Origin of the sequence: Caballeronia sp. PC1 (genome assembly GCF_021353155.1) — a bacterium.
GTDB classification, from domain to species: domain Bacteria; phylum Pseudomonadota; class Gammaproteobacteria; order Burkholderiales; family Burkholderiaceae; genus Caballeronia; species Caballeronia cordobensis.
In genome coordinates this window covers 755,019-769,014 of record NZ_JAJUBH010000003.1, presented here as the reverse complement: position 1 = coordinate 769,014, position 13,996 = coordinate 755,019, and the positions used below count along the sequence as shown (strand labels likewise).

The following is a 13,996-nucleotide window of genomic DNA, read 5'->3' as shown; positions in this document are numbered from 1 at the left end:
TGTCGTGTGTAGCTTGCTCGACAAGGGTACGGAGCGCCGCGCGAAACGCCTATTCGCCGGACGGATGCAGCGTTGATTTGCCGCTAGTCATTGCGGCGTAGTCCGGCTGGATGAGGCGTCTGCCTCTTCAGTCCTTCTGCGATGACAATGCGATACAACTTCCCGGATCGATCGAAAAGTGAATCGTCTCGCCGACCGGCGTCTTGTGCGACGGATGCACGCGCGCCAGCACGATCTGTTCGCCGACGCGAATCTGGAAATCGAGCGTCTCGCCGAGGAACACTTTCGCCGCGACCGTGCCGGTGTAGACGTTGCGCGCGCTCACGCCATCGAGCGTCTCGTGCACCATCACGTTTTCCGGGCGCACGGAGATCACGGCTGCGTCGCCGGGGCGGCACGAGACCGCGTTCGCCACCGCGATCGTGCCGAGGGCGGATTCGATCAGCACGTTGCCGTCCTCGTCATGGCAGTCGCGCACGCGGCCGTCGATGAAATTGGTCGTGCCCACGAAGTCCGCGACGAACTTGCAGTTCGGCAAGTCGTAGATCGCGCGCGGCGCCGCTTTCTGCACGATCTGCCCGTCTTTCATCACGGCGATTTCGTGCGACAGCGCGAGCGCTTCCTCCTGATCGTGCGTCACGTAGATCGTCGTGATGCGCAGTTCGCGCTGCATGCGCTTCAGCTCGAACCGCATCTTGTCGCGCAGCTTTGCATCGAGGTTCGAGAGCGGTTCGTCGAGCAGCAGAAGCTTCGGCTCCATCACGAGCGCGCGCGCGAGCGCGAGGCGTTGCTGCTGGCCGCCGGACATGCGCGTGGCGTCGCGGTCCGCGACGTGATCTAGGCCGACGGCCGTCAGCACGCGCATCACCTTATCTTCGATCTCGCGCTTCGAATATTTCTTTTCGCCGACTTCAAGCGGAAAACTCGCGTTGCGAAAGACCGTCATGTGCGGCCAGATCGCGTAAGACTGAAACACCATGCCGAACTTGCGCCGGTTCGGCGGCACGAAGGTGTCCTCGCGCGCGGAAAACACGGTCACGCCGTTCACCGAGATCGACCCGCCGACAGGCCGTTCGAGGCCCGCGATGGAGCGCAGCGTCGTCGTCTTGCCGCAGCCGCTCGGCCCGAGCAGCGTGAAGAGCTTGCCCTCGGGGACATCGAACGAAACGTCGCGGGCGGCGCGCACGCGCACGTTGTTGCCATCGACATATTCGGTGTTGAGGCCTTGTACGTTCAGCACGTTCGTCTCCGATGTGTTCTTTTCAGGCGTGGTTCGCTTTCACGCCGAACTTTCCGCCGATCCATTGCAGCAGCATGACGAGCGCGAGCAGCGCCAGCACGAGCATCACCGACAGTGCCGACAATTCCACGTATTGCCCGTTCTGCCACAACTCCCAGATCACGATGGACACCGTCTCCGAGCCGGGGCTATACAGCAGGATCGAGCTCGACAGTTCGCGGATCGACACGATCATCACGTAGATCCAGCCCGCGAGCAGACCGGGCTTGAGAAGCGGCAGCACGATGCGAAAGAACGTCGCGCTCCAGCTTGCGCAACTCATCGCGGCGGACTCTTCGAGCTCCTTGTGGATCTGCACCATCGATGTCGTCGTATAGCGCATGCCGTAGGGCATGAAACGCGTGATGTAGGCGGTCAGCAGAATCCATAGCGTGCCGTAGATGCCGATATCCACCTTCAGCGACACGATCATGAACGACAGGCCGAGCACGAGCCCCGGAAACACCAGCGGCAGCGACGCGAGGTTGTCGAGCAGCCAGCGGCCCGGCAGCTTCGTCTTGACGACGATCCAGCAAATCACCGCGGACAGCAGCATGACGGCCGTCGCGCAGCCGAACGAGAGCGCGAGGCTGTTGATCACGGCATGACGCAAGGTGGGCAGATGCAGGATGTAGCGGTACGCGTCGAACGAAAGATGATGCAGCGCCGAGAGCGACGGCGTGCGGTAATACTTCTGCAGCGACGACCACAGCAGCACGGCAAACGGCAACGCGACGATCAGCAGAAAGTAGACGACGAACACGCCGACGGTCAGATAACGCCACTTGCCGATATCCACCACGCGCGGGCGAAAGCCTTTGCCGCTCATCGTCGAATACTTGCCGCCGCCGGACGACACGCGCGATTGCAGATACAGCCCGACGGACGTGATGATGAGCAGCAGCATCGAATACGACGATGCGAGACCGATCTGGCTCGGATACTGTTCGATCGCCTCGTAAATCGATGACGTGAACACCTGCAGCTTCACCGGCAAGCCGATCAGCGCGGGCACTTCGAACGATTCGAGCGCGCGCACGAAGAGAATCAGCAGCGTCGAGACGATGGCCGGAAACGCGAGGCGCAGCGTGATGCGCCACATGGTCCGCGCGACGCCCGCGCCGCTCATCAGCGACGATTCCTCAAGCGAAGGGTCCATGCCGCGAAAGGCGGCGGACATGAGGAGAAAGGCCATCGTCGAATAATGCAGACCGTCGACCCAGATCATGCCGCTCATGCTGTAGATGTTGAAGACGGGCCGTGTCACGCCGAAGAGCGAACCGAGCGCCACGTTCAGCACGCCGATCTTCGGACTCGCGAGAAAGATCCATGCAATCGTGAAGAGGATGCTCGGCACGATCAGCGGCACGATGGTGATCGCGTAGAAGAACTTGCGCAACGGCGTGTTGGTGCGCTCGATGATCCATGCGAGCATGGTGCCGATCGAGAACGACACGCACGACGCGCCGAGCGCGAACTTGAGCGAGTTGAAGAGCGTGCGCAGCGTTTCGGGGCTGCCGTAGGCGAGCTTGTAGTTGCCGAAGGTGAAGACCGCGGGGTTATCGGCAACTTGCGGCGTGAAGAAGCTTTGCCAGAAGAGAAACACGAGCGGGATCAGCGCCAGCACGCCCACGACGATCACCGCGCCACCGATCACGAGCCACTTCGCGTCGAGCCGCGTGGAACGCGACAGGGCTGCCTTCATCGCATCGAATGTCTGTTCCAAGCGCGGCTCCTCCTCGAAGTGATCGACTGACTCTCATCGGATGAAGCGCATCATAAGCTTAGGTATCTAAGCAAATAAACCTGCGGAAAGTACTGAGGAGCCGCTGGCACGGCGGGCGTTCTGTCAAGTGGAATAAAAAACGCGGCGGGCTGGGAGGCCGCACCGCGTCTTTGAAGTCGGAAGCCGAGCGTTCAACTCGTCACGCGCGCCCCTGTGACCGATTCATGCGCCCCCGACAACCGCCCCATCAAAAACACCGCGAACCCCGCCACGAGCACCGGCAACGCGGCAATGCGAAACACCTCGGCGGGCGTCCAGTGCGCGGAATACATCACGCCGACGATCAGCGGCCCGGCGATCCCGCCCAGCCGCCCGATGCCGAGCGCCCAGCCCACGCCGGTCGAACGCAGATTCGACGGATAGTAGATCGCCGCGAGCGCGATCACGCTCTTCTGCCCGCCGCTGATGCAAAAGCCCGCGCAGAACACCGCGACCATGAGCAGCCACACGGGCGCGGCAAACGTCGAGGCAACCATGAACATGAAGAGGCATCCGGCGACATACATCACCGTCAGCGTGACGTAGGGGCCGACGCGATCCATCGCGAGTCCGAGCGGCACGGCCGATATCACGCCCGCGATCGTCGGCAACGCCGTCACCCAGACGACCGTCGCGGCGGGATAGGCGAGACCGGTGAGCATCGTCGGCAGCCAGCTTTGCAGGAAGTAGAACTCGGCGAGATTCAGGAAGAACACGCCCCACAGCAGCAGCGTGCCGACGGACGTGCGGCCGCGAAACAGCGCCGCGACGCTCGCGCGCGACTCCTGCTCGTCTTCGAGAACGAAGCGGCTGCCCGGCGCAATGTGCGCGGCCGGAAACACCTTCAACACAAGTGCACGGATGCGGTCATCGCCGTGCGGATGTTTCCTGAGATACGCGAGCGATTCGGGCAGCAGAAGCGCAAGCGGCAGCGCGAGCAGAAGCGGTGCGATCGCGCCCGCCAGCATCAGCGATTGCCAGCCGAATGCCGGAAGCAGCGCGCCGGATGTGAAGCCCGCCACCACGAAGCCCAGCGAGAAGCCGCAATACACGAGCAGCACGAAGGTCGAACGCACGCGCTTCGGCGCGAATTCGCAGGTCAGCGCGACCGCGCTCGGCGCCGCGGCGCCCAAGCCGATGCCCGTCAGAAAACGCAGGCCGATCAGCTGGGTCACGTTCGTCGCGAACACGGTGAGAAGCGTGAAGATCGCGAAGAACACGGTGCTGAACACCATCATGCGCTTATGGCCGAAGCGGCCGGACATCGGCGATATCGCCAGATAGCCGACCATCAGGCCGACGAGCGCCGCCGAGAAGATCGAGCCGAGAATCTCGCGCGGCAAGTGCCAGGTCTTCGCGAGCACCGGCACGATATAACTGACCGCTTGTGTGTCGAAGCCGTCGAGGAACATGAGCAGCGCGCACAGCAGCACGATGAGATATTGCCGTCCGTTGATGCGCTGCCGCTCGATGAGTTCTGAAACGTCGATGCTTGGGGATGCCACTTTGTTGTCTCCGTTCGCTTGTTATCTGTTGCTTGAGGCTATGCCGCCGGTTCGAGCGTGCCGGTCTGCACGAAGGCGTCGCAGAAGAATTCGTCTTCCGGCAGGCCCGCGCTCGTGAACGCATCGCGCGCGGCGCTCGTCATCGACGGATTGCCGCATGCGTAGACCTGATGCGCCGCGAGCGACGGATGATCCGCCAGCACCGCGCGATGCACGAATCCCGTGCGGCCCGTCCAGTTTCCTTCGGGGTCGGACAGCACCGGAACGAACTCGACGTGTCCCTCTTCGTGCCATTTGCGCGCGAGTTCCGCGAGATACAGGTCCTGCTCGCGGCGCGCGCCCCAGTAGAGCTTCATCGGCCGCGCGAGCTTGCGTTTGATCGCGTCCTCGACGATCGATTTCACCGGCGCGAAGCCCGTACCCGTCGCGACGAGAATCACCGGTTTCGCCGATTCGTCGCGAAAGAAGAACTCGCCGTAAGGCAATTCGATGCGCAGCTTCTTGCCCACCGCGAGCTCCTTCAGCACGCCATCGGAGAAGCGGCCGCCCGCAACGTGACGCACGTGCAGATGAACGCTGTCGCTCTGATGCGGCGGATTGGCCATCGAATAATTGCGCACGGTTTCATCGTCGAGATGAATCTGCAGGTATTGGCCCGCGCGGAACTTCGCGCGCACGCCTGTCGGCAGGCGCAGTTGCAGCACGGTGACGTCGGGCGCGGCCTGCGCGATGCGGAACACGGACGCATCGAGCTTCTTGCGCACGACGCGTTCGCGCTTCTCGATCTTGCGCGGCGCAATCGTGACGTTCGCCGACGGACGCACGCAGCACAGCAGCGCCTTTTCCGTGATGCCCTGCGCATTGATCACGCCGCCCTGGCACTCCGAACACACGCCCTTGCGGCACGAATAGGGCAGCGCGAAGCCCGCGCGTTCGGCCGCATCGAGCACGCTCTCGCCATCGTTGCAATCGAAGGTGATGTCGCTTGCCGCGACCTTGATCTGGTAAGACACTTATGCTCCTTTCAGGCAGGCGATTCGCCGCGCGTCACGAGCCCGATCGCGCCGAGCAAAGGCGCCGGGTCCGCAACGAGCCGCCCGGCGATATCGAAGCCGCTGCCATGTCCGACACTCGAAAACACCACATCGCCGCCAATCGACATCGCCGCGGAATGACGTCCCGCGCGCAGCTTCACCGGAATGTGGCCCTGATCGTGATACATCGCGACGAACACGTCGATGTCCTCGCGCGTCAGCAGCAAGTCCGCGCCTTGAGGGCCGACCACGTCGATGCCTTCATCGCGCAACGTGGCGACGGTGGGCTCGGTCACGTCGATGTCCTCGCGCCCGAACAATCCGCCTTCGCCCGCATGCGGGTTGATGCCCATCACGCCGATGCGCGGCTTGTCGACGCCCATCGCGTTCATGGCGCGAACCGCCGCGCGCGCCGCGCCTTCGACCTGCTTCGACGTGAGACGCGCGAGCGCGCCCGCGAGCCCTTCGTGCAGCGTCGCATGCACGATGCGCAGGCCGCCGCCGATGAGCAGCAGATACACATCGTCGGCGGCAAGTCCGAGCTGCTGCGCGACGTAGCCGGGATAGCCCGCGAACGCCGTGCCGGACGCATTGATCGCCGTTTCCGAATGCGGGCACGCGATCACGGCATCGGCCTCTTCGCGGCGCGCGAGATCGAGCGCGGCGCGAACGTAGGCGAGCGTCGCCGCGCCGGCCGCCGCGCTCACTTCGCCGGGCCTGAAGGAATCGGCGGGCAGCGCTTTCACGTCGAGCACGTGGAGCGCATCGAACGACAGCGCGCAACGCTGCGCGTACCAGCGGATCACATGCGCATCGCCGACGAGCACGACGCGCGGCGCATCCTGCGTCGCCAGCCGCGCCGCCGCCTTGACGGCGATCTCCGGCCCGATGCCGTTCGGGTCGCCGATGGCCAGCGCGATGACGGAAGCGGCGCGCGTCATAGCGGCAACGCGAGCAGCGTATCGATGCGCGAGCTGTCGCACACCGCGATGCGCTCGCGCAGCTTCACGCTGTTTTCGTGGCGCACGTAGACGTCGAGATAACGTCCGGTCACGAAGAGGCTCGTGCTTCCATCGCGCATGATGCGCGCGACGATGAACGAGGTTTCGCTGCGCACTTCATCGCCCTCTTCCGACACGATGTACGGCTGCCCGAGCAGATGCCGATACGCGTGCCGCTCGTAGATGTTCGCATCGCGCAGCGACGCGATGCGGTCGATCAGCATGCCGCGCGACGCCGCGTAGATCAGGCCCGCTTCGAGCCCGCGCTTATGGTTCTCGGCGGTCGTCACCTTGTACACGCATTCGCCGACGAAAAAGTCCGGCCATTGCGCGAGATCGCCGTCGTCGATGCAGCGCGCGTATTCCGCCTGCGCCCGCGCGATCAACTGGAAAGTGTCTTGCATGATGCTTGTCCCCGTCGTGATCAATAGTTCATTGCGTGGCGATACGCCTTCCAGAAGCCGCGAATCGACGCTTCCGTCACGCGGCTTTCGCTGCTTTCGGCGGTGTCGCCGCCCATTTCGATGACCGAGCACGCGTGCTCCGCGCCTTCGATGCCGCGTTGCACGAAACCGCCGACGCAGCCGTCTTCCATCGACACATAACCCGCCGGGCCGACGAGATTCGCCTGCCGCAGACGCATTTCGCGCAGTTCGGGCGTGTCGTCGTCGAAGCCCAGATAAATCCAATTGAGCTCAGTTTCCTCCGTGCCGCGCGGCAGGATCTGGCGCACGGCGATGGCGTTCTGGATCTGCTGCAGCACGAAGCCGGGAAACACGGAGAGGATTTGCAGCGTGACGCCGTCGCCGAATTCGTCGGTGCCTTTGAGCACGGACGTGTCTTCCAGCCGGTGCCCGCTTTCGGAGCGGATGTTCTGCTGCGAATAGTCTTTCGACGATGTTTCCTGAGCATGATCGACCGCCGAATAGCTGACGTGATGCGCGCCGCTCGAATCGACGATGATCCCGCCACGCTGCGACAGACGGTTCAACTGAAACGTCGTGAAAAACAGATGCAGGATGCTCGCATGATAGGAGTCCTTCACGTTCTCCATATAAAGCTTCCAGTTGTTCGGTAGCATCTGCGTGAAGCGCCCGAGCACGACGGGCGTGCGGCCTTCGAGCACGCGGGCGATGCGCGCGACGATTTCTTCGCCGAGGTATTCGTCGAGCGGGGCGACGTCGTCGGAATAGCTGCCGAATACGAGGCCGTGCAGCGTCTCGACGCGCAGTTTGCGCAGGCCGTGATCTTCCATGCAGAAGTCCGGCTTCATGCCGCCCTTGCCGTTGATGCCGTCCTTGAACGCGACGCCCTGCAGATCGCCCTGCAGGTTGTAGGTCCACGCGTGATACACGCAACTGAAGTCCTTCGCGTTGCCCTGATCTTCGAGACACACGAGCGCGCCGCGATGCGCGCAGCGGTTTTCGAACGCGTACAGCTCGCCGTCTTCATCGCGCGTGACGACCACAGGCGTGTCGCCGACGAAAGTCGCGCGGAAATCCCCCGGATTCGGCACTTCGACTTCGAGGCACAGGAAATTCCAGTTCGCGCCGCGAAAGATGTTGTCCTGCTCGTCGGCGTAGACGTCCCGGCTCTGGAAGACGGTGTATGGCACGCGCGTCAGCCCTTCTTCGGGCCAGGCGATCTCGGCGCGCGGCGCCGGGTGAATGGGGATGATGTTCAAGTCGTTCTCCTTCGTCTTCGTTTTCGTTCGCGGCGGGCGCTTGACACTGCGCTTTCGTCGTGTTCGAATACCGTACATTGTTCGAATATAGAACCATCATGACATCCGTCAAATTGCCTGTCAACGCCGAGGACGGCGCGTCCGCGTCCACCGCCGACATCGAAGCCGCCACCGAAGAAGCATCCGAACCGCGTGCGCGGGAGGGCATGGGCGGTCTCGCCAAAGGCCTCGCGATCATCGAGGCGTTCAGCACGACCACCGTGCGCATGACTGTCGCCGAGGCCGCGCGTCTCGCGGACGTCACGCGGCCCGCGGCGCGCCGCTGCCTGCTCACGCTCGTCGATCTCGGTTATCTGTCGCACGACGGCAAGTTCTTCACGCCGCTGCCGCGCATGCTGCGGCTCGGCGGCGCGTATCTCTCGACCTCGTCGCTCGCGCAGATCGCGCAGCCGCTGCTCGCCGCCGCGCGCGACGAGTTGCAGGAATCGGTATCGCTCGCCGTCCTGGACGAAGGTCACTCGGTGTTCGTCGGGCGCGCGGAAGCGGTTCGCATCGTGTCGACGGGCGCGAAGCTCGGCGGCCGGTTCCCCGCGTACTGCTCGGCGACGGGCCGCGTGCTGCTCTCGCAGAAATCGGAAGGGGAGATCGTCCGGCACATTTCGGCGGTGCCGCTCAGGAAACTCACGGCGCGCACCATCCATGCGCCCGACGAAGTCATCGCGGCGATCCATCGCGTGCAAACCGATGGCTACGCGATCAGCGATGAGGAACTGGAACTCGGCATGCGCGCGATGGCCGTGCCGGTGAAAAATCGCCAGGGCGGCATCGAGGCGGCGGTGAGCGTGAGCGTGTCGTCGGCGCGCGTGAGCGTGGACGCGATGAAGCGCGACTTCCTGCCGGTCCTTCAGCGTCTCGCGTCGCGGCTAGAACGCGCGCTGTGAGCATGCTTTATTACACGCGCGACCCCATCCCTTCGTTGTAGACTTCGCTACCCCTTCCGGACGAACCCGGAAGGGCGTGCCCCCTGCGCGACACCCTGTCGCATCAGCTTGATCTGAAACAAAATTTCAACCATTCGCGCCATCGCGAAAAATCGCGCGTGGCATGATCCTGACGCGGCGCAACGCCGTGCAGCAGCGCCCTCACGGGACGCTCCGATCATAGAAACCAGCGAATGCAATGAATGAGAATAGCCAACGTTTAGCAGTGCCATTGTTATCGGGGTTGATAGCCAGTCTCTCTCTTTCGGGATGCAAGCTTGAGGTTCTGGACTCGAAAGGCGTGATTGGCACAGCGGAATCCTCGCTGATCGCCACCGCGACCTACGCCATGCTTCTCGTCGTAGTGCCGGTGATTCTGTTGACCCTGTTCGTCGCATGGCGCTATCGGGCGTCCAACAAGCACGCCACCTACGCGCCGAAGTGGGCGCACTCCACGGCCATCGAAATCGTCGTCTGGGCGATTCCCGCGGTCATCATTCTGTATCTCGGCATCCTGACGTGGAAGACCACGCACGAGCTCGATCCGTACAAGCCGCTCGAATCGAACGTCAAGCCGATCAACGTCGAAGTCGTCGCGCTCGACTGGAAGTGGCTGTTCATCTATCCGGACCTGGGCGTCGCGTCGGTGAACCAGCTCGCGTTCCCGGTCGGCACGCCGGTGAACTTCCGCATCACGTCGGATTCGGTGATGAACTCGTTCTTCATCCCGCAGCTCGGCAGCCAGATCTACGCGATGGCCGGCATGCAGACCCGTCTGCACCTTCTCGCCGACCACGCGGGCGACTACGCCGGCATCTCGGCCAACTACAGCGGGGCAGGCTTTTCCGACATGAAGTTCCGCGCCCTGGCCATGTCCGGCGCCGAATTCGACGCATGGCTCAAGAAGGTCAAGACCGCGCCCGAATCACTGAGCATGGATGTCTACTCGGGCGTCGCGCGTCCGAGCGAGAAGGTTGCCGTGCGCTACTTCTCGACCGTCGATCCGAAGCTCTTCAACAACATCGTCGCCAAATACAACAACGGCCGCTTCGATGTGAATGGCGCAAATTGTGTAACCAAGGGGTAAGCCATGTTCGGCAAACTAACGCTTGAGGCCATCCCGTACCACGAACCCATCATCATGGGGGCGACCGTCTTCATGGCGATCCTCGCAATCGGTACGGTTGGCCTTATCACCAAACTCGGCAAATGGGGCTGGCTCTGGCGCGAGTATCTGACTTCGGTCGATCACAAGCGCATCGGCGTCATGTATCTCGTCGTTGCCGGGCTGATGCTCGTGCGCGGCTTCGCCGACGCCGTCATGATGCGCATTCAGCAGGCCATCGCGCTCGATTCGCCCGGTTATCTGCCGCCGCATCACTACGACCAGATCTTCACGGCGCACGGCACCATCATGATTTTCTTCATGGCCATGGCGCTGCTGGTCGCGTTCTTCAACCTCGTCGTGCCCCTGCAGATCGGCGCACGTGACGTGGCGTTCCCGTTCATCAACTCGCTTTCGTTCTGGATGACGGCCATCTCCGCCATCCTGATCAACCTGTCGCTGTTCGTCGGCGAGTTCTCGAAGACGGGCTGGCTCGCGTATCCGCCGCTTTCGGAAACGCAGTTCAGTCCGGGCGTCGGGGTGGACTACTACATCTGGGCCCTCGAATTGTCCGGCATCGGCACGCTGCTGACCGCCGTGAACTTTTTCGTGACCATCGTGAAGATGCGCGCGCCCGGCATGACGTGGATGAAGATGCCGGTGTTCACGTGGACGGCGTTCTGCTCCAACGTGCTGATCATGGCGACCTTCCCGATCCTGACCGTCGCGCTCGCGCTGCTGGCGCTGGACCGCTACATGGGCATGCACTTCTTCACGAACGACGGCGGCGGCAACCCGATGGTCTACCTGAATCTGATCTGGGCCTGGGGTCATCCCGAGGTCTACATCCTGGTTCTGCCCGCGTTCGGCATCTATTCGGAAGTGGTCGCCACGTTCTCGAAGAAGCCGCTCTTCGGCTACAAGACGATGGTCTGGGCCACCTGCTGCATCATGGTACTGTCGTTCCTCGTGTGGCTGCATCACTTCTTCACGATGGGTTCGGGCGCGAACGTCAATGCCTTCTTCGGCATTATGACGATGATCATCTCCATACCGACCGGCGTGAAAATCTTCAACTGGATCTTCACGATGTACCGCGGCCGCGTGGAGATGACGTCGCAGGTTCTGTGGACCATCGGCTTCATCGTCACGTTCACGCTGGGCGGTATGACGGGCGTGATGCTCGCCATTCCCGGCGCGGACTTCGTGCTGCATAACAGCCTCTTCCTCATCGCACACTTCCATAACGCGATCATCGGCGGCGTGGTGTTCGGCTACTTCGCGGGCGTGTCGTACTGGTGGCCGAAGGTGTTCGGCTTCAAGCTCGACGACAAGCTCGGCAAGAAGGCGTTCTGGTGCTGGTTCGTGGGCTTCTTCGTGGCGTTCGTGCCGATCTACATTCTCGGCTTCATGGGCGCGACGCGCCGCCTGAATCACTACGACAATCCGGCATGGCAGCCGTACTTCACGGTCGCCGCTATCGGCGTGGGCATCATCGCGGTTGGCGTGGTGTTCCAGGTCCTGCAGATCGTCGTGAGCATCATCCGCCGCAATCAGCCTGCTTACCGCGACCTCTCGGGCGATCCGTGGAACGGCCGCACGCTGGAATGGACCATGAGCTCGCCGCCGCCCGTCTATAACTTCGCGAATCTGCCGGCCGTGCGCGAGCTGGACGATTTCGCGGATGCGAAGGAGCACGGCCGCATCGATACGCGTCCGTACCGCGACATCCACATGCCGTCGAATACGAGCGCGGGTCTCGTGATCGGCCTGTTCGCGCTGGCGTTCGGCTTTGCCGCGATCTGGCATATCTGGTGGCTCGCTGGCGCCGGTCTGATCGGCGTGGCCGCGACGGTCATCGGCTATAGCTTCCGTGAGAACGCCGGCTTCATCATTCCGGCCGCGACCGTGAAGTCGACCGAAGAGCGCAATCGGCCGCCGAAGATGCCCGTCAAGGCCGGCACGGTGCGCGAACCCGAACTGGAGGCAATGTAATGTCGCAATCGACACTTTCCGCGCAGCATGCGCACGGCCATGAGCATGAGCACCAGTCGCATTCGGTGTTCGGCTTCTGGGCCTACCTGATGACCGACTGCGTGCTGTTCGCCTCGCTCTTCGCGACCTTCGCGATGTTCGCGATGCAGACAGCCGGCGGCCCCACGGGCAAGGATCTGTTCAAACTCCCGGACGTCGCGTACGAAACGGCCCTGCTTCTCACGAGCAGCCTCACGTTCGGTTTCGCGATGATCTCGGCGTATCGCCGCAAGTCGGGCGCGGTGCTCGCGTGGCTCTTCGTCACGTTCGTGCTGGGCGCGGGCTTCCTCTGGCTCGAAATGCATGAGTTCGCGCATCTGATCGCCGAAGGCGCGGGTCCGCAGCGCAGCGCGTTCTGGTCGGCGTTCTTCACGCTCGTCGGCACGCACGGTCTGCACGTCACCATCGGTCTCGTGTGGCTCGTCGTGCTGGCCGTGCAGATCGTGAGCAATCCGGAAATGAACGAGCGCGAGCTGCGCCGTCTCGCGTGCCTGAGCCTCTTCTGGCACTTCCTCGACATCGTCTGGATTTGCGTGTTTTCCTTCGTCTATCTCGGGAGCGTCGTCTGATGGCTCATACGCATACCAATTCGGGCGATTTCCCGCACGTCAGCGTGCGCGGTTATCTCATCGGCTTCGTGCTGGCCGTGGTGCTGACGGTGGCATCGTTCTGGGCCGCGACGTCGGGCGCGTTCAAGGGCGAAAACGCGATCGTCGCACTCGCGGTTCTCGCCGCGGTTCAGATGATCGTGCATGTGATTTTCTTCCTGCACGTCAACGCGTCGAAGGGCCAGCGCTGGCATGCGCTGTCGTTCGCCTACACCATTCTCATGTCGCTGATTCTCATCGTCGGCACGGTCTGGGTGATGCATAACGTCCACATGCTGATGATGGCGCGATAACCCGTTCGGGTTTTCGAGCGAATCGCGAAAGCGGGCCCTTCGGGGTCCGCTTTTTTTTTGCCCGCGCGAATTCATCATCCGCTAAAGAATCTTGACAATTCCTTCGACGAGGCACACCATTTGTCCATAATTTGATTTTATTATCCACAATATGGACAAGGAGACGCGATGACCGCGCCAAAGCCGTCGGCGGACGCCATGACGCCGTATCAACTTCCCTTCCCCAAGGAAGCGCAAAAGGAAATCGTCGTCGGCAGCGCGATTCCAGCCGACGAACGCGAGTGGGTTCCGCAAGCCGAAAACGTGTGGTTCCGGCCGCTGTGCCTGAACGTGTCGACGGGCTACTGGATGAACCTCCTGCGCGTGCGCAAGTCCGGCGTGCTGTCGCGGCATCGTCACCCGCAAGCGGTGCACGGCATGGTGCTGAAAGGCCGCTGGCGTTATCTGGAGCACGACTGGGAAGCGACCGAAGGCAGCTACGTGTTCGAGCCGCCCGGCGAGACGCACACGCTCTACGTGCCTGAAGACGTCGAAGAGATGATCACGTACTTCCAGGTGAACGGCGTGATGTTCTATTGCGATCCGTACGGCAACTACACCGGCTACGAAGACGTGTTCACCAAGGTCGACATGTGCCGCAAGCATTACGAGGCCGTCGGGCTCGGCGCCGATTTCGTCGACCAGTTCATCCGCTAGATCACCCTCGAC

The 13,996-nt window shown here is 62.7% G+C and carries 13 protein-coding genes; 6 read left to right on the top strand and 7 right to left on the bottom strand.

From position 1 onward, the window contains the following. Positions 1-127: 127 nt before the first annotated feature. The 7 genes from LY284_RS28215 to LY284_RS28185 form a co-directional block, all read right to left on the bottom strand. The gene (locus tag LY284_RS28215) at positions 128-1,240 is read right to left on the bottom strand and encodes an ABC transporter ATP-binding protein (protein WP_233389487.1); all 1,113 of its coding nucleotides are present in this window, start codon (positions 1,238-1,240) and stop codon (positions 128-130) included. Between the two features lie 22 nt (positions 1,241-1,262). Next, entirely contained in the window at positions 1,263-3,005 is a 1,743-nt protein-coding gene (locus LY284_RS28210) for an iron ABC transporter permease (protein WP_233389485.1), read from the bottom strand. A 191-nt stretch (positions 3,006-3,196) separates the two neighbouring features. Beyond that, on the bottom strand, positions 3,197-4,549 hold the full coding sequence (locus tag LY284_RS28205) for an MFS transporter (protein WP_233389484.1): 1,353 nt from the start codon (positions 4,547-4,549) through the stop codon (positions 3,197-3,199). Between the two features lie 38 nt (positions 4,550-4,587). Then, positions 4,588-5,562 (bottom strand): FAD-binding oxidoreductase, encoded by a 975-nt coding sequence (locus tag LY284_RS28200; protein WP_233389481.1) that lies wholly within the window; start codon positions 5,560-5,562, stop codon positions 4,588-4,590. Between the two features lie 11 nt (positions 5,563-5,573). After that, the gene (locus tag LY284_RS28195; RefSeq protein ID WP_233389479.1) at positions 5,574-6,524 is read right to left on the bottom strand and encodes a PdxA family protein; all 951 of its coding nucleotides are present in this window, start codon (positions 6,522-6,524) and stop codon (positions 5,574-5,576) included. Continuing rightward, a complete protein-coding gene (locus tag LY284_RS28190; RefSeq protein WP_233389477.1) occupies positions 6,521-6,988 on the bottom strand; it encodes an aromatic-ring-hydroxylating dioxygenase subunit beta in 468 nt (155 codons plus the stop codon). Before LY284_RS28190 ends, LY284_RS28195 begins: the two co-directional genes overlap by 4 nt. Before the next feature lie 20 nt (positions 6,989-7,008). Next, positions 7,009-8,268: an aromatic ring-hydroxylating dioxygenase subunit alpha gene (locus LY284_RS28185; RefSeq protein WP_375294303.1), complete on the bottom strand. Its 1,260-nt coding sequence runs from the start codon at positions 8,266-8,268 to the stop codon at positions 7,009-7,011. Positions 8,269-8,366: 98 nt separating this feature from the next. On the opposite strand from LY284_RS28185, the gene LY284_RS28180 reads away from it, so the two are divergent. From LY284_RS28180 to LY284_RS28155, 6 genes are all read left to right on the top strand, one after another. Next, a complete protein-coding gene (locus LY284_RS28180; protein ID WP_233389475.1) occupies positions 8,367-9,209 on the top strand; it encodes an IclR family transcriptional regulator C-terminal domain-containing protein in 843 nt (280 codons plus the stop codon). Positions 9,210-9,447: 238 nt separating this feature from the next. Further along, positions 9,448-10,335, top strand: a complete 888-nt coding sequence (gene cyoA / locus LY284_RS28175) for a ubiquinol oxidase subunit II (protein WP_233389473.1) — start codon at positions 9,448-9,450, stop codon at positions 10,333-10,335. 3 nt (positions 10,336-10,338) lie between these two features. Next, positions 10,339-12,348 (top strand): cytochrome o ubiquinol oxidase subunit I, encoded by a 2,010-nt coding sequence (cyoB, locus tag LY284_RS28170; RefSeq protein ID WP_233389472.1) that lies wholly within the window; start codon positions 10,339-10,341, stop codon positions 12,346-12,348. Then, positions 12,348-12,956, top strand: coding sequence for a cytochrome o ubiquinol oxidase subunit III (gene cyoC / locus LY284_RS28165; RefSeq protein WP_014252825.1), 609 nt, complete (start codon positions 12,348-12,350; stop codon positions 12,954-12,956). The genes cyoB and cyoC overlap by 1 nt, the downstream gene beginning before the upstream one ends. Then, positions 12,956-13,288 carry a cytochrome o ubiquinol oxidase subunit IV gene (gene cyoD, locus LY284_RS28160; protein WP_014252826.1) on the top strand — a complete coding sequence of 111 codons (333 nt, stop codon included), beginning with the start codon at positions 12,956-12,958 and terminating at the stop codon, positions 13,286-13,288. Before cyoC ends, cyoD begins: the two co-directional genes overlap by 1 nt. Before the next feature lie 168 nt (positions 13,289-13,456). Continuing rightward, positions 13,457-13,984 carry a 2,4'-dihydroxyacetophenone dioxygenase family protein gene (locus tag LY284_RS28155; RefSeq protein WP_014252827.1) on the top strand — a complete coding sequence of 176 codons (528 nt, stop codon included), beginning with the start codon at positions 13,457-13,459 and terminating at the stop codon, positions 13,982-13,984. Positions 13,985-13,996 lie beyond the last annotated feature (12 nt).